The sequence below is a fragment of the Pseudonocardia autotrophica genome (genome assembly GCF_003945385.1).
Taxonomy (GTDB): domain Bacteria; phylum Actinomycetota; class Actinomycetes; order Mycobacteriales; family Pseudonocardiaceae; genus Pseudonocardia; species Pseudonocardia autotrophica.
Map to the genome: position 1 here is coordinate 1492296 of NZ_AP018920.1, position 19080 is coordinate 1511375.

Annotated in this window: 20 protein-coding genes; 11 read left to right on the forward strand and 9 right to left on the reverse strand. The window is 73.2% G+C overall.

From position 1 onward, the window contains the following. Window positions 1–14: 14 nt before the first annotated feature. Window positions 15–1292, reverse strand: a complete 1278-nt coding sequence (locus Pdca_RS07280) for a glycosyltransferase family 2 protein (RefSeq protein ID WP_125911293.1) — start codon at window positions 1290–1292, stop codon at window positions 15–17. 465 nt (window positions 1293–1757) lie between these two features. Between Pdca_RS07280 and Pdca_RS07285 the strand changes: the two genes are divergently transcribed. Beyond that, window positions 1758–3050: a competence/damage-inducible protein A gene (locus tag Pdca_RS07285; RefSeq protein WP_085915450.1), complete on the forward strand. Its 1293-nt coding sequence runs from the start codon at window positions 1758–1760 to the stop codon at window positions 3048–3050. A 64-nt stretch (window positions 3051–3114) separates the two neighbouring features. On the opposite strand, the gene Pdca_RS07290 is transcribed toward Pdca_RS07285, so the two are convergent. The 3 genes from Pdca_RS07290 to Pdca_RS07300 form a co-directional block, all read right to left on the reverse strand. Beyond that, window positions 3115–3714 carry a superoxide dismutase gene (locus tag Pdca_RS07290; protein WP_085915449.1) on the reverse strand — a complete coding sequence of 200 codons (600 nt, stop codon included), beginning with the start codon at window positions 3712–3714 and terminating at the stop codon, window positions 3115–3117. A gap of 108 nt (window positions 3715–3822) precedes the next feature. Further along, window positions 3823–4389: a DUF1697 domain-containing protein gene (locus Pdca_RS07295; protein ID WP_085915448.1), complete on the reverse strand. Its 567-nt coding sequence runs from the start codon at window positions 4387–4389 to the stop codon at window positions 3823–3825. A 3-nt stretch (window positions 4390–4392) separates the two neighbouring features. Beyond that, complete coding sequence (locus Pdca_RS07300) at window positions 4393–5049, reverse strand: class I SAM-dependent DNA methyltransferase (protein WP_085915447.1); 657 nt, start codon at window positions 5047–5049, stop codon at window positions 4393–4395. A gap of 48 nt (window positions 5050–5097) precedes the next feature. Between Pdca_RS07300 and Pdca_RS07305 the strand changes: the two genes are divergently transcribed. Together Pdca_RS07305 and Pdca_RS07310 are read left to right on the forward strand one after the other, a co-directional pair. Further along, on the forward strand, window positions 5098–5520 hold the full coding sequence (locus tag Pdca_RS07305; protein ID WP_085915446.1) for a pyridoxamine 5'-phosphate oxidase family protein: 423 nt from the start codon (window positions 5098–5100) through the stop codon (window positions 5518–5520). A 128-nt stretch (window positions 5521–5648) separates the two neighbouring features. Then, window positions 5649–6902: an FIST signal transduction protein gene (locus tag Pdca_RS07310; RefSeq protein ID WP_085915445.1), complete on the forward strand. Its 1254-nt coding sequence runs from the start codon at window positions 5649–5651 to the stop codon at window positions 6900–6902. Here Pdca_RS07310 and Pdca_RS07315 read toward each other — a convergent pair. Both Pdca_RS07315 and Pdca_RS07320 read right to left on the reverse strand, forming a co-directional pair. Continuing rightward, window positions 6877–8025 carry an epoxide hydrolase family protein gene (locus tag Pdca_RS07315; protein WP_085915444.1) on the reverse strand — a complete coding sequence of 383 codons (1149 nt, stop codon included), beginning with the start codon at window positions 8023–8025 and terminating at the stop codon, window positions 6877–6879. The genes Pdca_RS07310 and Pdca_RS07315 overlap by 26 nt on opposite strands. Before the next feature lie 57 nt (window positions 8026–8082). Continuing rightward, on the reverse strand, window positions 8083–9039 hold the full coding sequence (locus tag Pdca_RS07320; protein ID WP_085915476.1) for an SDR family oxidoreductase: 957 nt from the start codon (window positions 9037–9039) through the stop codon (window positions 8083–8085). Window positions 9040–9245: 206 nt separating this feature from the next. Between Pdca_RS07320 and Pdca_RS07325 the strand changes: the two genes are divergently transcribed. Beyond that, window positions 9246–10094 carry a helix-turn-helix transcriptional regulator gene (locus tag Pdca_RS07325; RefSeq protein ID WP_085915443.1) on the forward strand — a complete coding sequence of 283 codons (849 nt, stop codon included), beginning with the start codon at window positions 9246–9248 and terminating at the stop codon, window positions 10092–10094. Between the two features lie 56 nt (window positions 10095–10150). On the opposite strand, the gene Pdca_RS07330 is transcribed toward Pdca_RS07325, so the two are convergent. Beyond that, entirely contained in the window at window positions 10151–10945 is a 795-nt protein-coding gene (locus tag Pdca_RS07330) for an IclR family transcriptional regulator (protein WP_085915442.1), read from the reverse strand. 70 nt (window positions 10946–11015) lie between these two features. Between Pdca_RS07330 and Pdca_RS07335 the strand changes: the two genes are divergently transcribed. The 6 genes from Pdca_RS07335 to Pdca_RS07360 all read left to right on the forward strand — a co-directional run bounded on the left by Pdca_RS07335 (window position 11016) and on the right by Pdca_RS07360 (window position 15665). Further along, window positions 11016–12269 (forward strand): 4-hydroxybenzoate 3-monooxygenase, encoded by a 1254-nt coding sequence (locus tag Pdca_RS07335; protein WP_085915441.1) that lies wholly within the window; start codon window positions 11016–11018, stop codon window positions 12267–12269. Between the two features lie 39 nt (window positions 12270–12308). Then, window positions 12309–13028, forward strand: coding sequence for a protocatechuate 3,4-dioxygenase subunit beta (pcaH, locus tag Pdca_RS07340; RefSeq protein ID WP_085915440.1), 720 nt, complete (start codon window positions 12309–12311; stop codon window positions 13026–13028). Then, entirely contained in the window at window positions 13025–13597 is a 573-nt protein-coding gene (gene pcaG / locus Pdca_RS07345; protein ID WP_085915439.1) for a protocatechuate 3,4-dioxygenase subunit alpha, read from the forward strand. The genes pcaH and pcaG overlap by 4 nt, the downstream gene beginning before the upstream one ends. Before the next feature lie 304 nt (window positions 13598–13901). Beyond that, window positions 13902–14453 carry a GtrA family protein gene (locus tag Pdca_RS07350; RefSeq protein WP_158092284.1) on the forward strand — a complete coding sequence of 184 codons (552 nt, stop codon included), beginning with the start codon at window positions 13902–13904 and terminating at the stop codon, window positions 14451–14453. Then, entirely contained in the window at window positions 14423–15349 is a 927-nt protein-coding gene (locus Pdca_RS07355) for an alpha/beta fold hydrolase (RefSeq protein WP_085915437.1), read from the forward strand. Before Pdca_RS07350 ends, Pdca_RS07355 begins: the two co-directional genes overlap by 31 nt. A gap of 136 nt (window positions 15350–15485) precedes the next feature. Next, a complete protein-coding gene (locus Pdca_RS07360) occupies window positions 15486–15665 on the forward strand; it encodes a hypothetical protein (RefSeq protein ID WP_085915436.1) in 180 nt (59 codons plus the stop codon). Between the two features lie 115 nt (window positions 15666–15780). Here the strand turns inward: Pdca_RS07360 and Pdca_RS36705 are convergent, their stop codons facing one another. Further along, window positions 15781–16611, reverse strand: a complete 831-nt coding sequence (locus Pdca_RS36705; protein WP_174824405.1) for a methyltransferase domain-containing protein — start codon at window positions 16609–16611, stop codon at window positions 15781–15783. Continuing rightward, window positions 16608–17480: a glycine/sarcosine N-methyltransferase gene (locus Pdca_RS36710; protein WP_174824404.1), complete on the reverse strand. Its 873-nt coding sequence runs from the start codon at window positions 17478–17480 to the stop codon at window positions 16608–16610. Before Pdca_RS36710 ends, Pdca_RS36705 begins: the two co-directional genes overlap by 4 nt. A gap of 545 nt (window positions 17481–18025) precedes the next feature. On the opposite strand from Pdca_RS36710, the gene Pdca_RS07370 reads away from it, so the two are divergent. Continuing rightward, window positions 18026–19015, forward strand: a complete 990-nt coding sequence (locus Pdca_RS07370) for a glutathione S-transferase family protein (RefSeq protein ID WP_085915435.1) — start codon at window positions 18026–18028, stop codon at window positions 19013–19015. Window positions 19016–19080 lie beyond the last annotated feature (65 nt).

Genomic DNA, 19080 nt, shown 5'->3' on the forward strand with positions numbered 1-19080 from the left:
TGCTGCTCCGCTGCTCAGGCCGGAATGACCGGGGTGCGCTCGGCCGTGTGGCCCGGCACCACGACCGGCAGGCTCCGCCCGATCAGCGGCGGCACCGCGCCGCCGGCCCGGCGCACGGCCCGCCGGGACCGCAGGTAGGCACGGGGGCCGGTGAGCAGTCCGCGGGTACGGGTCTGGTCGGCGTCGTTCGGGATGGCGTCACCGGCACCCGCCTCGCGGGCGGAGATGTGCCGCAGCCGGGCCAGCGCCGCGGGCAGCCGGCGCAGCGCGACGGCCCGGCCCTCGGGGGACAGCGCGACCTTGGCCAGGAAGCTCCCGAGCCCGACGGCGTAGCCCTCCAGCTGCGCGCGCAGCGCGTCCTGGTCGGGGCGGTGGTGGTGCCACAGGTAGGCGCCGGGGGCGTAGCCGAGGATGTTCCCGGCCAGGATCATCCGGACCAGGAACTCGCAGTCCTCGCCGCCGTGGGTGGGTGTACCGGGCCCCATCGCCTCGTCGAAGCCGCCGACCGAGCGGGCCGCTGCGGCGCGCACGGCGAGATTGGCGCCGATGCCGAACAGGCCGGGTGCGAACGGGAAGATCGGGGAGTCGGCGGGCGGGTCGTCGAGCGAGAAGCGGCGAGCGGTGAAGCCCTTGTTCCAGGCCAGTGCGACGTCGGCGGCGCGCTCCTCGGCGCTGCCCAGGCGGGCGGCGAGGACCGGGCCGGACACGCAGGCCAGCTCGGGATCGGCGGCGAAGGCGCCGGCGAGACGGGAGGCCCAGGCCGGGTCGACCTCGGTGTCGTCGTCGGTGAAGGCGACGAGCTCGGTGCGGGCCTCGGCGAGACCGCGGTTGCGCCCGACCGAGGCGCCGCGGCGCGGCTCGCGGACGTAGCGGACGCGCGGCGATCCGGTTGCCTGGACGGCGTCACGGGTGAGCTCGTCGTCGGGGTCGTTGTCGACCACGATCACCGACAGCGCCGGGTGATCGGAGGCGAGTACCGCGGCCAGGCAACGGGACAGCGAGGCCGGCCGGTTGCGGGTCGCGATCACCACGGTGACCGGGTCGGTCGCGACGGGAGCCGGGGCGACCAGCTCGGGCGATCCGAGGGTGATCAGGGCGGCCTCCAGATCGGCGACCGTGGCACGGCCACCGCGCAGCGGCACCGTCACCTGCCCCTGCGGGGAGCCGCCGACGGTCACCAGGAGCCGGGCCGCGTGGAACCCGGGCCCGACCCGCAGGTCGCGCAGCGGCAGCAGCCGGTCGAGCTCGCCCACCCAGGTCGCGGCGTCCGCGGTCGCACAGTTCCCTGACATGCGACACAGTGTCGACCACCGGCGCTGAGACGACACTGAGAGTGGCCGGGGGACAGCGGACAGGAACGCAGCGTCAGCATCTGCGGCCGTGTCACCGGTTCCGGTGGACACGGCGGTGTTCTCCCTGGTCCGGGTCGGGTGCCGGTCGGCATCCCGCGGTCGGGAGGTTGCCCGGATCCGTTCGGCGCCACGACGAGCGGATCGAATCACGCGGGGACACGCCGTCCGGAGTGAGTCCTGGGCGTGTCGCGAGCGCGTGATGTGCATCGATCGAGTGAGGCGTGGCGCACACCGGGTCGCCGGGCTGGTCTTCCTGCGGTGACGGCGGTCGCGCGGGCCTCGATCGAGTGAACGGAGCCTGCCCGGTTCCATCCGGTTCAAGGCCGGGTGACCGGTTCGGCCGGGCCGGTCGGCTGCGGCCGTTCGCCGGGCGTGCACGGCGGCACCGGCAGGTAGATTCGGATCATGGCCGAGTCCCGCCCCACCGCGTCCGTGCTGGTCACCGGCAGTGAACTGCTGACCGGCCTCGTCGCCGACGCGAACGGTCCGTTCGTCTCCCGTGCACTGGGTGACCTCGGGTTCGAGGTGCGCCGGGTGCTGCTGGTCGGCGACCGGCCCGAGGACCTGCGGTCCGGGCTGGAGTTCGTCGCCGGCGACGACCTGGTCGTCACCACCGGCGGGCTCGGCCCGACCGCCGACGACCTGACGGCTGAGATCGTCGCCGAGTTCTGCGACGCACCGATGGAGGTCGACACCGCGTTGCAGGGCCGGATCCACGCCAAGGTCGCCGGCTGGGTCGCCCGGACGGGCTGGGACGGGCCGGCGCTGGACGACTCGATCGCCAAGCAGGCCCGGGTGCCACGCGGGGCGAGCGTGCTGGAGCCGGTCGGCACCGCACCGGGCCTGGCGGTGGCCCGTGCCGGCGGGCCGCTCGTCGTCGTCCTGCCGGGGCCGCCGCGTGAGCTGACCGGGATGTGGCCCGCGGCGCTGGCGTCCCCGCCGGTCGCCGCACTGCTCGCCCGCACCCCGCGCGCCGAGCCGATCCTGCTGCGCTTCGCCGGGCTGCCCGAGTCGGAGATCGCCGCGACCCTGCGGGACATCGAACGGGAGCTGGACACCTCCCGGGTCGAGGTCACGACCTGCCTGCGGCGCTCGGAGCTGGAGGTGGACCTGCACCCGCTGCCGGGCGCCGAGGACACCGCCCGCGAGCTGTCCGGCCGGATCGTCGACGCCCACCGGCGCAGACTGATCAGCGACGACGGGCGCAGCACCGACGAGCTGCTCGCGGGAGCGCTGCTGGCGAGCGGCCGGACCGTCGCGACCGGGGAGTCGTGCACCGGTGGGCTGCTGGCCGGGCGGCTGATCGACCGGGCGGGCTCGTCGGCCTACGTCGCGGGCGGCGTGGTCGCGTACTCGAACGAGGCGAAGTCGGCGCTGCTCGGCGTCGATCCCGCGCTGATCGCCGAGCACGGCGCGGTGTCTCCGGAGGTCGCCCGCGCGCTGGCCGACGGCGCCCGGGAGCGGTTCGGCGCCGACATCGGAGTCGGAGTCACCGGTGTCGCCGGGCCCGGTGGCGGGACCGAGGCCAAGCCGGTCGGCTACGTCTGCTTCTGCGTGACGACCGCCGACGGGCAGGTGCTCGCCCGGGATCCGCAGCTGCCCGGGGGGCGCGCCGACGTCCGGGAGCGGTCGGTGGACCTGGCGATGCACCTGCTGCTGCGGGTCACCGGGGTGACCGGAGCGGGCGCGCACCGGTAGACGCACGCGTGCCCCGCCCGGAAGAGATCCGGACGGGGCACGCGGGGACTGTGCGGAGGGTTTCTCAGCCCTTCGCGGCGGCGAGCCGCTCGGCCGCGTCCGCCCAGTTGACGACGTTCCACCAGGCCTTGACGTAGTCCGGCTTCACGTTCTTGTACTGCAGGTAGAACGCGTGCTCCCACATGTCGAGCAGCACGATCGGGGTCTGGCCGGCCGGCAGCTGGGACTGCTGGTCGTAGAGCTGGTGGATCAGCAGCCGGCCACCGAGCTGGTCGTAGCCGAGGATGGCCCAGCCGGAGCCCTGGATGGTGGTGGCGGCGGCGGTGAAGTGCGCCTGGAACGCGTCGAAGGAGCCGAAGTCCTCATCGATCGCCGAGGCGAGGTCACCGGTGGGCTTGTCGCCGCCGTCCGGGGAGAGGTTCTTCCAGAACGCGGAGTGGTTGACGTGCCCGCCCAGGTTGAACGCGAGGGTCTTCTCGAGACCGACGATCGCACCGAAGTCGTTCTTCTCGCGGGCGTCGGCGAGCTTCTCCAGGGTGGCGTTCAGGCCCTGCACGTAGGTGTTGTGGTGCTTGGAGTGGTGCAGCTCCATGATCTCCGGCGCGATGTGCGGGGCGAGCGCGCTGTAGTCGTACGGCAGATCCGGGAGCGTGTACTCGGCCATCGGTTGTCTCCGACCTCCTCGGTGACGGGGCGCGGCGGTTGCCGCGCGGATCACGTTCACTATGTCTCACGATACGACTACCCGCACCGGCTGCCGCGCACGCATGCGCTATCCGAGCAGCTCCAGGAGCTTGCCCACGGTCGTCCAGTTGCGGGTGGTGCCGCCGCCGTCCGTGGCTCCGGAGCGGGCCGTCAGCCGGGCGGCGAGCGTGCTGCGCCCCAACCCGTCCGGCAGGTGCAGGTACACCACCCGCCCGACGACGGCGGCGTCACCTCGGCCGCCGGCGGCCCGCTCCGCGGCGAGCGCGGCGTCCAGCCGCCGCCGGTCGTCGTCGGACGGGGGTGCAGACCGGAACACCGCGTGCAGTCGCGCCGGTTCACCGGATCCGGCGAACGGGTTCGCCGCGACGGCCGCCGCGTACTCGTCGCGGCCGAACACGACGACCGGGCGGGGCACCGCGAAATCCTCGCGCAGCACCGCTTCCACCGTCGCAGCGATCTCCGCCGGGCCGTCCGGGCTGTCCGGGGAGACGCTCAGCACGACGTTGCCGGACTGGATCCAGGTGCCGACGTCGGTGAACCCGCGCCCGGTGAGTGCACTGCGCAGGCCGGCCATCGGGACCTTCCCGGTCCCGCCGACGTTGATCCCGCGCAACAGCGCCACATGGGTCCGCACGGCTCAGCCCCTCCCGAGCCGTTCGGCGAGCAGGTAGCCCTGCTGCTGGTCCTCACCGGGCCGGTCGGGCCGGGGTGGGCGTTCGGCCCGGAACACCGTGCGGAACCCGGCGTCGGCGAGCCGCCGCTCGAACTCCTGCATCGACAGCCAGTAGACGTCGAACGCGACACCCACTGCGGCGCCACCGCGCCGGGGTGTGTCGTCACCCAGCTTGAACCCGGCCGCGAGCAGACCCCCGGGCGCGAGGACGCGGGCGATCTCGGCGAACGCCGCCGCGCGCTGGTCCGGGGCCAGGTACATCAGCGAGTACCAGGCCACCGCACCGGCCAGCCCGCCGTCGGCGAACGGCAACCGCCGCAGGTCGGCGACCTCGAACGGGATGCCGGGGTGGTCGCGCGTGGCGACCCGGACCATCTCCGGTGAGAGATCGACACCGTGCGGCCGGACGCCGTGCCGCGCGAGATGATCCGCGACCCGGCCGGAGCCGCAGCCGATGTCGGCGACGGTGACGCCGACGCCGTGCCCGGGCAGCAGCTCGCGGAACAGGTCGAGCACGGCCCGGTCCTCGGGGGAGCGGTCGAGGGAGTCGGCCAGCACCTCGGCGTACAGCTCGGCGATCGCGTCGTGCGCGCCGCGCAGCTCCTCGGTCGATGCGTCCACGGCGGCAGGCTAGGGAATAACCGACGCCCGCGGGAGGTCGCAGAGGGCATGTCGTTCGTGATGGCCCCCGATGAGCGGGAGGCGTTCCTCGCCGGCGTACACGTCGGCGTGCTCGCCGTGGAGCGGGACGGACGGGCGCCGCTCGCGGTGCCGATCTGGTACGACTACCGCGACGGCGAGATCCTGCTGTGGATGCACCGGGGATCGGCGAAGGACCGGGCGATCCGCGCCGCCGGGCGGTTCAGTTTCACCGTGCAGTCGGAGACCGTCCCCTACCGCTACGTCACCGCCGAGGGGCCGGTGACGGCCGCCGATCGCGCCCCCACCCGGGCCGAGGCGACGGCCATCGCCGGCCGGTACCTGCCGGACGGGGAGGCCGCGGCGTTCGTCGGGGACGGGCCGGATGCGGACTCGGTCCTGGTCCGGATGCGTCCGGAGCGCTGGCTGAGCAACGACCAGTCCAAAACCTGATCGGTCCCGTGGCCGGCCCGGGCTGATGGCAGCGCCCGGGGCGCTCCCGTAGCGTCGCGGCGAGCACCGGTGGCATCCCGCCGCCGGATCGGAGCGGGCGCCCGGCGGGTGTCCCGGACGGAGGCGGCATGACACCCCCGGCGACCGGACGACGGGTCGGCGACGGGCTCGCCGTCGGGCCGGATCTCACCGGCGCCGCAGAGGTCGCGACCGCCCAGGCACTCGGTCCGCTGGACGGCGCCGTTCCCGATCTGGTGGTGTTCTTCGTCTGCCCGGGTGCCGGGCCGCAGCTGCCCACCGAGGAGGTCGAGGCCGCCGGTCTGCGGGTGATGGAGCTGGCCGGCGGGGCCGCCGCGATCGGCGCCACCGCACACGGGGTGATCGCCGACGCCCGCGGTGTCGAGGGCGAGCCCTCGGTGGCGGTCTGGGCGGCGAGCCTGCCGGGGACCCGGGTGCGGGCGGTCGCCCCGGTGGCCGAGCGCCGTCCCGGTGCCGGGCCGGACGGCGCGGACACGATGACCGGGCGCGGCGTGCGCACCCCGGATGCGGACGACACCGCCGCGATCCTGCTCGCCGACCCGTACGAGTTCCCGATCTCCGGGGTCCTGGAGCGGGTGAACGACACCCACCCCGGCTTCCCGGTGATCGGCGGGATGGCCAGCGGCCCCGGTGGCCCCGAGGCGAACCGGCTGTTCGTCGACGGCCGGGTGCACCAGGGGGGTGCGGTCGGCGTGCTGATCGGCGGTGGTCCGGCGCCCCGGATCGTGGTGAGCCAGGGCTGCCGGCCGATCGGGCCGCCGATGGTCGTCACCCGGGCCGAGCACAACCGGATCGCCGAGCTGGCCGGGCGGCCCGCCGCGCGGCAGCTGCGCGAGATCGTCGGGGCGCTGCCGCCGGACGAGCAGCAGCAGGCGCTGCGCGGGCTGCACATCGGTGTCGCCGTGGACGAGCACGCCGGGGAGCTCGGGCGCGGCGACTTCCTGGTCCGCCCGGTTCTGGCGGTGAACGCCGAGGAGGGGTCCGTCGTCGCCGGAGACGTCGTCGACGTCGGCACCACCGTCCGCTTCCAGGTCCGGGACGCGATCGGCGCCGCCCAGAACCTCTACGAGCTGCTCGGCCCGGTCCGCCGGTCCGGGCCCGTCGCCGGGGCGCTGCTGTTCTCCTGCAACGGCCGCGGCGCCGGGATGTTCGGCGATCCCGACCACGACGTGCGCGCCGTACTGGCCGGGCTCGATCCGGAGTCCGCCGCGGCCGATCCGGTCACCCGCCGTGCCGCGGCCGATCGGCCGCGGATCGCCGGGTTCTTCGCCGCCGGGGAGATCGGGCCGATCGGCGGCCGCAACCACCTGCACGGCTTCACGGCGTCGTTGCTGGTGGTCTGACGCCCCGGAAGAAGGTCCGCACCTCCTCGACGAAGGTCTCCGGCTGCTCCAGCGAGGCGAAGTGCCCGCCGACGTCGGGCCGGGAGAAGTGCCGCAGGTCGGTGAAGCGGCGCTCCAGCCAGGAGCGCGGCAGCTTCACCATCTCCTGCGGGAACTGGGCGACACCGGTCGGGACGTCGACGTCCTCCATCCGGCGCCGCGCGAAGCTCTCCCAGTAGAGCCGCGCCGAGGACGCCCCCGTGCCGTTCAGCCAGTACTGCATCACGTTGTCCAGCAGTCGATCCCGGCTGACGACGTTCTCCGGGTGCCCGGCACAGTCGGTCCAGTCCCAGAACTTCTCCACGATCCAGGTGCACTGCGCGACGGGGGAGTCGACGAGGCCGTAGCCGATGGTCTGCGGCCGGGTGGACTGCTCGGCGGAGTAGCCGCTGCCGTAGCGGTCGAAGCTCTTCGAGAACGCGATGTCGGCTTTCTCCTGTCGCGACAGCGGCAGGTCCACGTCGTCGGGCTTCGGGGCGAGCGCCATCGTGAGGTGGATGCCGTAGAGCATCTCCGGGGCCGCGGTGCCGAGTGCGGAGGTGATCATCGATCCCCAGTCGCCGCCCTGCGCGGCGAACCGTTGGTAGCCGAGCCGGTCCATCAGCTGGGCCCAGGCCACCGCGATCCGCTCGACACCCCAGCCCGGCACCGCCGGTTTGCCGGAGAACCCGAAGCCGGGCAGCGTCGGCAGCACGACGTGGAACGCATCGGCCGGGTCCGGGGGATCGGTGAGCGCGGGCAGCACGTCCAGGAACTCGACGATCGAGCCCGGCCAGCCGTGCGTGAGCAGCAACGGCATCGCACCGGGGTGCGGTGATCGCGCGTGCAGCACGTGCACCTCGACCGAGTCGTCCCCGCCACCGTCGAGGCCGGTGCGGAACTGCGGCCAGGCGTTGATCTCGGCCTCGACCCGGCGCCAGTCGTAGCGGGTCCGCCAGTACTCGCAGAGCTCGCGGGCGTAGTCCAGCGGGATGCCCTGGCCCCAGCCATCCACCGTCGACGGCTCGGGCCAGCGGGTCCGGCCGAGCCGTTCACGCAGGTCGTCGAGCTCGGTCTCGGGGATCTCGATGCGGAAGTCGCGCACTCCGCAACGGTGGCACGCCGTGGTCCGTGGCGCTGCCCCGGATCGATCACGATGTGGTCAGGGCCGCTCGGTCGCCGGGGTGAACGGGACACCGATCAGCTTCTCGGAGGTGTCCCAGATCCGCCGGGCCTCGCCGGTGTCGGTCAGCGGGGTGTAGAGCTTCTGCTCGGCGGGCGCGCCGCCGAGGTTCCCCGGCCCGCTCGGCCCGTACAGCCGGCCGCCCTGTGCCTGCGGCGCGACCGCCGCGTACAGCGCGGGCAGCCCGGCGGAGCGGGCGGTGCCGACCAGGATGCCGCGGCGGGACATCGCGCCGATGATCCGCCTGCCCACGGTCTGCCGGTCGCGGCCGACCTCCGGGCGCGCGCCGAGCAGGTTCGTGGCGGCGACGCCGGGGTGCGAGAGGGTGCTGGTGATTCCCCAGCCGCCGGCCCGGCTGCGCCGCTCCAGCTCCAGCCCGAAGAGACCGAAGGCGATCTTCGACTGACGGTAGGCGGCCATCCCGTCGTAGGACCGCTCCCAGTTCAGGTCGTCCCAGTTGATGTGTCCGCGGGCCGCGGCCACGCTGATCTGCGAGGTCACTCGCGCGTGCCCGGCGCGCAGCAGCGGCAGCAGCCGGGCGACGAGCGCGACGTGCCCGAGATGGTTGGTTCCGAACTGCAGCTCGAAGCCGTCCGCGGTGGTCTGCCGGTCCGGCGGGGTCATGACGCCGGCGTTGTTGATCAGCAGGTGGATCGGGGCACCCTCGGCGCCCAGCTTCTCGCCCAGCGCCGCCACCGACTCCAGCGAGGACAGGTCGAGTTCGCGCAGTGACACGTTCGCGCCCGGGTGCGCCTCGCGGATCGTGGTCAGTGCCGCCTCGCCCTTGGCCGGGTTGCGGACCGGCAGGATCACCTCGGCACCCGCGGCGGCGAGCCGGGCGGCGATGCCGAGGCCGACGCCGTCACTCGCACCGGTGACGACGGCGCGCCGCCCGGTCAGGTCGGGAGGGGTGAACTCGGGTGTACGGCGTGGCATGGGGTGCTCCCTGCTGGTCTGGATGTCGGTGCCCGGTGGGGCCTGCACACCACACTGCGCCGGATCCGCGCCTCATCCACGGACTCCCGATCCGTGGCTCCGGTGGGCATCCGGGCGGTAGGAAAGATGCTGTGGCCGATGAGATGCCGTGGCTGATGAGATGCCGTGGCTGATGAGACGCGGTGGCCGAGGAGAGGTGGTGGGCGATGATCGATCGGGCCGGGCTGGCGGCGTTCCTGCGCAACCGCCGGGAGGCGACGCAACCGGAGGGCGTCGGGCTGCCCCGCGGGCGCCGCCGCCGCACCGCCGGGCTGCGCCGCGAGGAGATCGCGGCGCTCTGCCACATGTCGGCCGACTACTACGCCCGGCTGGAGCGGGAACGCGGGCCGCACCCGTCCGAGCAGATGCTCGCCTCGATCGCGCAGGGCCTGCACCTCTCGCTCGACGAACGGGACCACCTGTTCCGCCTGGCGGGTCAGCACCCACCGGTCCGGGGCTCGACCAGCGAGCACATCGGCCCGGGCCTGCTGCGCGTGCTGGATCGGCTGGCCGACACCCCGGCCGAGATCGTCACCGAGCTGGGGGAGACGCTGCGCCAGACCCCGCTGGGGGTGGCCCTGACCGGCGACGCGACCGCCTACACCGGACCGGCCCGCAGCCGCGGCTACCGCTGGTTCACCGATCCGTCGTCCCGTGACCTGTACCCGGCGGAGGAACACGGGTTCATGTCCCGGATGTACGCGTCCGGCCTGCGCGGCGTGGCCACGCTGCGCGGTCCCGGCTCCCGGGCCGCAGAGCTCGCCGATCTGCTGCTGGTCCGCAGCGAGGAGTTCTGCACGTTGTGGGAGAAACACGAGATCGGGGTGACCCCGGACGAGGTCAAGCGGCTGGTCCATCCCCAGGTCGGCGTGCTGGAGCTGAACTGCCAGACCCTGCTCGATCCGCACCAGTCGCACCTGCTGTTCGTGTACACGGCCCCGCCGGGCAGCGAGACCCACGACAAGCTGCAGCTGCTCTCGGTGCTCGCCGGGCAGTCGCTGGGGCCGTCCGAGTAGACCGGCCCCGGTGTCCGTGATCGCGCTCAGCCCGAGCCCGAGCCCGAGCCCGAGCCCTAGCTGGTCCCGGTCCCGGAGCCGGACCCGGCGGCCGGATGGCCCAGCGCCCGGCTGATCCCGCGGGCCGCCGCCCGGACCGCGGGCACCCAGGTGTGCGGGTTCGTCCCGTCCGCCGGGACGACCACCGACAGCGCCGCCACGACCGGGCCGTCACCGCCGCGCACCGGTGCCGCCACCGACAGCGACACCGCCTCGATCTGCCGGTCGGAGACGACGAACCCGCTCGCCCGCGCCCGGGCGAGCAGCGCCCGCACCCCGTCCGGCTCGCACACGGTGTACGGGGTGAACCGGCGCAGCGGGCGGGCGAGCACCCGCTCGACATCGTCGGGGGTCGCGTGCGCGAGCAGCGCCAAGCCGACGGCGGTCGCGGTCGAGGGCAGCCGCGATCCCGATCTGCTGACGATCGAGACGGCGTCCCGGGTGGACAGCCGCTCGACGTAGACGACCTCCGCCGGATCGTCCTGGTCGAGGACCGCGAGCTGCACGTTGTGCCGGGTGACCTCGTGCAGGTCCTCCAGGAACGGCATCGCGGTCTCCCGCAGCCCGCTGCTGGCCGGAGCGAGGTGCGCGATCTCCCAGAGCCGCAGCCCGATCCGGTAGCGACCGTCCTCGCCGCGTTCCAGCGCACGCCCCGCGGTGAGCTCGCCGACGAGCCGGTGCGCGGTGGTCAGCGGCAGCCCGGACCGGCGTGCGATGTCGCTCAGCGCGAGCGCCGGGGCCGACGCGGTGAAGGCCCCGAGAACGTCGAGGACCCGGGCGGTCACCCCGGACCTGGCGGGACGCGTGCTCATGACCCGGCAGTCTTCCGTAGAGCGGAAGCGCGGTCGAGCCGGGTCCGCCGGGTCCGGGACAGTACCGATCATGAAGAGCACGACCCCCGCCCCGCCGCGACGTGAGACCCGGACCCAGGTCGGCATCATCGGTGCCGGGCCGGCCGGACTGGTCCTGGCCAGGCTGCTGGCACTGGCCGGGATCGACTCGGTGGTCCTGGAGGCCCGCGACCGCGGCTACATCGAGGCACGGGTACGGGCCGGTGTCCTGGAGGCGCCGTCGGTCGAGCTGCTGCGGGAGGCCGGCGTCGCCGCCCGGCTGGATCGGGAAGGCATGCCGCACACCGGGATCGCACTGCGGTTCGCCGAGGCACCCGGCGAGGCGGCCGCCGACCACCGGATCGACTTCGCCGACCTGGTGGGGACCGGGATCACCGTCTACGGCCAGCAGGAGGTCGTGAAGGACCTGCTCGCCGACCGGATCGACGAGGCCGGGCTGCCCGTCGAGTTCGAGGTCTCCGAGGTGGCCCTGCACGACCTCACGACCGACGCGCCGTCGATCACCTACACCTCCGCGGACGGCACCTCGTGCGTGCTGCACTGCGACGTCGTCGCCGGTTGCGACGGGTTCCACGGGGTGTCCCGGCCCGCGGTCGCTGCGGGCGGGGAGCTCACCGTCGCCGAGCGCGTCTACCCGTTCGGCTGGCTCGGCGTGCTGGCCAGGGCGGCACCCACCACCGACGAGCTCGTCTACGCCCACCACGACAACGGGTTCGCCCTCTACTCGATGCGCAGCCCCGAGGTCACCCGGCTCTACCTGCAGGTCGGCGCCGACGCCGATCCCGGCGACTGGTCGGAGCGCCGGATCTGGGACGAGCTCGCCACCCGGCTGGCCTGCGACGGCTTCACCCTGAACGAGGGCGAGTTCCTGGAGAAGCCGTCGGTCACGCCGATGCGGAGCATGGTCGCGGCGCCGATGCGCCGGGGCAGGCTGTTCCTCGCCGGCGACTCCGCGCACATCGTCCCGCCGACCGGGGCGAAGGGGATGAACCTGGCGATCGCCGACGTCCGGGTGCTGGCCGACGCGATCGCGGGCTTCTACCGCACCGGCTCCGAGACCGGCTTCGACGAGTACTCGGCGACCTGCCTGCGCCGGGTCTGGCGGGCCGAGCACTTCTCCTGGTTCATGACCTCGATGCTGCACCGCTTCGCCCCGGACACCGAGGCGGGCGACGCGTTCGGGGTCGGCCTGCAGCGCTCCCAGCTGCGCTACGCCGCGACGTCCCGCGCCGCCGCGACCAGCCTGGCCGAGAACTACGTCGGCCTCCCGCACGGCGCGGTCTGAACCGCCGTCCCACCACGCACAGCACGAGAGGAACCGCCGATGACGCCGCCGCTGCTCCAGCCACCCGGCTACCTGCCGGTGCCCGACGGCACCCACCCGCCGTTGAACTCGCCCGGCTACAAGAGCACCGGGATCCGCGCCCCGTCACAGCAGCCGGTGGTGCTGCCGCACCGGCTCACCGAGGTGACCGGTCCGCTGCTGACCGGCCCGGTGAACCCGGGCGACGACGACCTGACCATCGGCGAGCACGGTGAGGCGGCCGGTCAGCGGATCGTGGTGTTCGGCCGGGTGCTCGACTCCGACGGCCGTCCGGTCCCGGACACCCTGGTCGAGGTGTGGCAGGCCAACGCGGCCGGCCGGTACGCGCACCGCTGGGACAACTGGCCGGCGCCGCTGGACCCGAACTTCACCGGCGGCGGGCGGGCGCTCACCGACTCGCTGGGCAACTACTCGTTCACCACGATCAAGCCGGGCGCCTACCCGTGGGGCAACCACCACAACGCCTGGCGGCCGGCGCACATCCACTTCTCACTGTTCGGCCGGGCGTTCACCCAGCGCCTGGTCACCCAGATGTACTTCCCGGACGACCCGCTGTTCGCCCAGGACCCGATCTTCAACTCGGTACCGGAGGAGTCCCGGCACCGGATGGTGTCCACCTTCGACCTGGCCGCGACCCGGCCGGAGTGGGCACTCGCCTTCCGGTTCGACATCGTGCTGCGCGGCCGGGAGCAGACGCACTTCGAGGAGCCGCACGCATGAGCGAGACGTCCCTGGGCCTGACCCCGTCGCAGACCGTCGGCCCGTACCTCTCGCTCGGGCTGCCCTGGCCGGACGGCCCGGACGTCGTCCCGGCGGGCACCCCGGGCGCGATCACGATCAGCGGGACCGTCACCGACGGCACCGGCGCCGCGACGGCCGACGCGATGATCGAGACCTGGCAGGCCGACCCGGCGGGGCGCTTCGACCACCCCGACGACCCGCGCGGCGCGGTGTCACCGGCCGAGTCCGGGCACCCGGAGTTCCGGGCCTTCGGCCGCACCCCCACCGACGACGACGGCAACTGGAGCATCCGCACGCTGCTGCCCGGTGCGCTGCCCGGCCAGGCCCCGCACATCGACGTCTCGGTCTTCGCCCGCGGGCTGCTAGACCGGGTCGTCACCCGGATCTACTTCCCCGAGTTCGCCGACGCGAACGCCACCGATCCGCTGCTGGCGGTGGTGCCCCGGGACCGCAGGCACACCCTGATCGCGGTGCCCGACGGCGAGGGCCGCTACCGCTTCGACGTCCGCCTCCGTGGCGACGACGAGACGGTCTTCCTCCAGCTCTGACCCTCCGCCGGCGCCGACCCTCCGCCGGCGCCGACCCTCCGCCGGCGCCGACCCTCCGCCGGCGCCGACCCTCCGCCGGCGCCGACCCTCCGCCGGCTCGGAGACCCGCCCGCGCCCGCGCGTCGGGCACACCCGGCGCACGGCACACCCGGCGCCCGTCCGCACCCACTCGCCGCGGGTCGCACCCACTGCAGCGGGTGCGAACCGCGGCGAGCAGGTGTGAACCGGTGTGACCGGAAACGGCGGGTTCCGGGGGCGCCCGGGGGATACTCCTGAGAAGATCGGGTGGAGGGGGTGTCGGTCGGTGGGCGCTGCAGCCGCGTTCGGGGCGGGGGACGGGACCCTCGCACGCCTGCGCGCGGCCGGCCGGGCGATCCTCCGGTTCACCGCGGCTCGCCCCCTGCTGCGGCAGCTGAGCCGCTACGCCGCCGTCGGCGGGTTGTCGACGGGCCTGAACGCGACGCTGTTCCTGCTGTTCCGGCCCTGGTTGGCGGCGGTCCCGGCGAACCTGATCGCGCTCGTCCTGACGACGGCGCTGAGCACCGAGCTGAGCCGCCGGTTCGCCTTCGGCGGGCCGCCCGCCTTCCGGCTCCGGGAGTGGGTGCAGGACGTCGGCACCGTCGCGTTCTACGCCTGCTACAGCTCCGTCGTACTGGTCGTCCTGCACGCACTGGCGGCCGCCCCGACGCCCACGGAGGAGGCCACCGCACTCGTGCTGGCGAGCCTCGGGGGTGGACTCCTCCGGTTCGCCGTGTTGCGATTCTGGGTGTTCGATCTCCGCCAGGATCGCGGGGACGACGCGACTCCCCCCGGAGGTGACCCGCGGTGCTCGGCGATCTCACCGCCTTCGACCTGACCGTCGGTGCGCCGGGGGAGCAGGTCTCGGTGCACGGCGTGCGGGGCGGGCAGGGGCCGCCGGTGCTGCTGCTGCACGGCTTCCCGCAGACGCACGCGATGTGGGGGCCGGTCGCGGCCGACCTGGCCCGCGACCACACCGTGATCGCGACCGACCTGCGTGGCTACGGGGCCTCCGGGCGCCCCGAGGCGGGTGCGGACCACGCGGGCTACTCGTTCCGGGCGATGGCGGGCGACCAGGTCGAGGTGATGGAGCAGCTCGGGTTCGACACGTTCACCGTGCTCGGGCACGACCGGGGCGCCCGGGTCACGCACCGGATGCTGCTGGACCATCCCGGTCGCGTCGAGCGGGCGGCGCTGCTCGACATCCTGCCGACGGCGTATGTCTACTCGCACGTCGACCGTGCCCTGGCCACCGCCTACTACCACTGGTTCTTCTTCATCCAGCCGGCCGACCTGCCGGAACGGCTGATCGACGGTGACCCGATCGGCTACCTGCACCGGCTGCTGGGCGGCTGGGGCTCCGGGCTCTCCGCGCACCGGGCGGAGGCGCTGGCCTCCTACGAGCGCGCGTTCGCCGATCCCGCGGCACGGCACGCGATGATGGAGGACTACCGGGCCGGCGCGTCGATCGACCTGGAGCACGACGCCGCCGACGCCGCGGCCGGGAACCGGATCGCCGCGCCGACCCTGGTGCTCTGGGGCGAGTCGGGTGTGGTCGGCGCCAACGCCGAGAGCCCGCTGGAGGTCTGGCGCCGGGAGGCCGCCGATCCCGCGCTGATCACCGGAGGGGCCGTCGCGCGGGCCGGGCACTTCCTGGTGGACGAGCAGCCGTCCGACACCCTCGCCGCGCTCCGCGACTTCCTCGCCCGGCCCGATGCCGGCCGGGAGGGCTGAGCAGCCGGTCGGGCAGGCCCTGCCACCGGCCTGCTGCGGAGCCGCTGCGCGAGCGCCGGAACGCCGCACACTCGGACCCATACGACGCACAACGCTCTCCAGAGCTCTGCTCGGGACCATCGCCGCGCTGGCACTCGTGCTCACCACCGCGGCGTCCTGCGGAGGGGGCGAGGCGCCCGCACCGACCCAGCAGGAGCAGCAGCAGGGCGGTGACGACGACAACGACGGCGGCAACAACAACAGCGGCAACAACAGCGGTAACAACAACCAGGACGACGATCAGGGCGACGACAACGACGGCGACGACGGCGGCTGATCAGCAGCACCCGGCGCGCCGGAGGCCCGGCACCCACACCGGAGGCCCGCCACGCACGCCAGGAGGCCCGGCACCCGGAGTGGGTGCCGGGCCTCCTGGAGTGGACTCGGTGCCTTCAGTTCTTGACGGCGTGCACGATGCCCCAGGTGAGCTTGCCGGCGTTGCCACCGTCCACCCAGTGCTGCAGGCCCGCCTTCATGTTCGCGATGTAGCTGTCCGAGATCGCGGCGACCAGCTCCGCCTCGCGGGCGACCAGCTCCTCACGGACCCGCCGATAGTGCGTCGGCAGCTGCGCGGCGTGGTCGTGGAAGGTCACCGCGGACGCCCCGCGCCGCTCCAGCCCGGCCGTGTAGAAGCCCGGCGTGGCCATCGTCGACAGCTGGATCCGGTCCAGGATCGGCTGGATCGACGACTGGTCCAGGCCGTCGACCGCCATCGGGTCGGTGAACACCGCCTGCCCGCCGGGGCGGAGCACGCGGACGACCTCGTCGAGCACCCGGTCCCGGTCCCCGGAGTGCAGGAACGCGTCCTGCGACCACACGACGTCGACCGAGCCGTCCTCGACCGGCACGTCCTCGAAGGTGCCGGTCGCCACCGTCACCAGGCCGTCGAGGCCCTGCTCCTTGGTGAGCCGGATGTTGCGGTCGTTCTCCACCGGGGACAGGTTCAGGCAGTGCACGCTCGCCCCGAACCGCTTCGCGAGCTGCCGGGCGGCGCCGCCGTAACCCGAGCCCAGGTCGAGCACCCGGGTCCCGGAGGTGATGCCGGCGACCTCCGCCATCCGGGCCACCGTGCGGCGGCTGGCGGAGGCGATCTGTTCGTCCGCGGTCTCGTAGAGGCCGACGTGGATGTCCTCGCCGCCCCAGACCAGGGAGTAGAAGTTGTCGGCGTCCTCGGAGTCGTAGTAGCTGCGGGCCGTGTTCTCGGCGGCCTGGGCCTGCGTCACGGGTTCTCCACCTCCGACTCCAGCGCCTCCTCCAGGTAGGCCTTCTCCGCGATGTGCACGAAGAAGTCCGGCTCGTCGTCGGAGTAGCTGGACTGGAAGTCGCCGTAGGTCTCGATCTTCTGGAAGCCGACCTCGTGCATGAGCCGCCGGGTGTAGTCCTTGCGCAGCGGGAACATGTTGAGGTGGTACTCGGAGCCGTCCGAGAACTGGTACCGGAACCGGGCGAGGCCGTCGTCGACGTGCTCCGGCTCGGCGACGACACCGTCACCGCAGTAGTAGTACTGGTGTTTCGACGAGAATCCGTTGTCCAGAATCGCGTCGTAGTTGCGCTGGTCCAGGATCAGCACGCCGTCGTGGCGGAGCATCGCGTAGAACTCGGCGAGCGCCTTGCGGCGGTCCTTCTCGGAGAACAGGTGGGTGAAGGAGTTGCCCAGGCAGATGATGGCGTCGTATTCGCCGTGCACGTCGCGGTTGAGCCATCGCCAGTCGGCCTGCACGACGCGCAGGATGTGCCCGCCGAACTTCATGCCGTTGTCGAACGCCTTCGCCAGCATCTCCGCGCTGCCATCGGCGGAGACGACGGTCTCGAAGCCCTCCTCCAGCAGGCGCACCGAGTGGAAGCCGGTCCCCGTCGCCACGTCGAGCACGCTGCGCACGCCGCGCTTGCGCAGTTGCTCGACGAAGAACTTGCCCTCGCTCTCGTAGCGGGCGCGCCAGTCGATCAGCTCGTCCCACTTGTCGACGAACGTCTGCACGTACTCGTGCTTGTAGTGGGTGGACTCCCGGACCTCGGTCGGGGAGTCTCCGAACTCCTGGACGGTCCTTCCGAGCTCGGGAAGCTCGCTGTCGGTACGGTGGTCGGCCGTCATGTACCGCGTCTCCTCGACAAGTCTTCGGGTGCTGCGGGTCGGCTCGACGGTAGATCGGACAACCGCGCCCTGTCCGGTATGCCGCGAGGGGTCTGGATCGGGCCGCGACGTTGTGTTATACGCAACGAACCCCCGGCGACCAGTGGTTTCAGCCACATTTCGTCGGCGCGGCGAGCGTGGTCACATGTCCGCTCTGCGGCCGGTCCCACCAGTGACGGGATCGGACGGCGGCGACCCGGCCCGCCGGACCTGCTCGTCGGGGGTCGCGGTGACGACACGCACCTCGACACGCCGCACCCGTTCCGCCCGGCGCAACACAAAGAAAATCTGTGACCTCCACCACTACATGGATTCGAAGTTCACTCGTTTGCGCCAACGATGCCACTCCACGGGAGGTCGAGTGTGCGGACGCGTTCGATCAGAGTGCGGCCCCCGTGCCCGACGGGGTGCCACGGATCGGTGACGGCCCGGCCCGGGCCCGCACCGGAAAGGTCGCCCCGCCCGGCGACCTGCGATGACGTCCCCGGCGCACTACCGTCTCCGGTATGGCGAGCGACGACGGGACCGGCGAGTTCGTACGTGACCCCCTCGGGGTGGCCGAGCGGATCACCGCCGACGGGTCGTCGCCGTGGCCGGTCGAGGCGGGCCGCTACCGACTCGTCGGTGCCCGGGCCTGCCCGTGGGCGAACCGGGTGATCATCACCCGCCGGCTGTTGGGCCTGGAGGACGTGATCTCGCTCGGCATCGCAGGCCCGCTGCACGACGAGCGGAGCTGGCGATTCCATCTCGATCCCGGCGACGTCGATCCGGTACTCGGCATCGAGTACCTGCGCGCGGCCTACGAGAAGGCGATCCCCGGCTACGACGAGGGCGTCACCGTCCCGGCGATGGTCGAGGTGTCGTCGGGCAAGGTCGTGACGAACGACTACGCGGCGCTGGAACGCGACCTCGCCACCCAGTGGCGGGCGCTGCACCGCGACGGCGCCCCGGACCTGTGGCCGGATCCCGACGCGATCGAGCGGATCGGCGAGGGGATCTTCCACGACGTCAACAACGGCGTCTACAAGTGCGGGTTCGCCTCGTCGCAGGCCGCCTACGAGCGCGCCTACTGGGCGCTGTGGGCGCGGTTGGACGAGCTGTCCGAGCACCTCGCGACCCGCCGGTACCTGGTCGGGGACACGATCACCCAGGCCGACATCCGGCTGTGGGTGACCCTGGTCCGGTTCGACGCCGCCTACCACGGCCACTTCAAGTGCAACCGGCAGAAGCTGACCGAGCTGCCGGTGCTGTGGGCCTACGCCCGGGACCTGTTCGGCACGCCCGGCTTCGGCGACACGATCGACATCGACCAGATCAAGCAGCACTACTACGGCGTGCATACCTCGATCAACCCGACCGGCGTGGTGCCGCTCGGCCCGGACACCGCGGACTGGCTGGTCCCGCACGGCCGCGAGGAGCTCGGCGGCCGCCCGTTCGGCGACGGCACGCCGCCCGGCCCGCCGCCGGCGGGCGAGCGGGTCCCGGCGATCGGCTGACCCGGCGCCGGACCACCCGTCCGCGCCGGTGCGGGCACCGGAGCGCCCCCGGTGGTGGGCTGTCA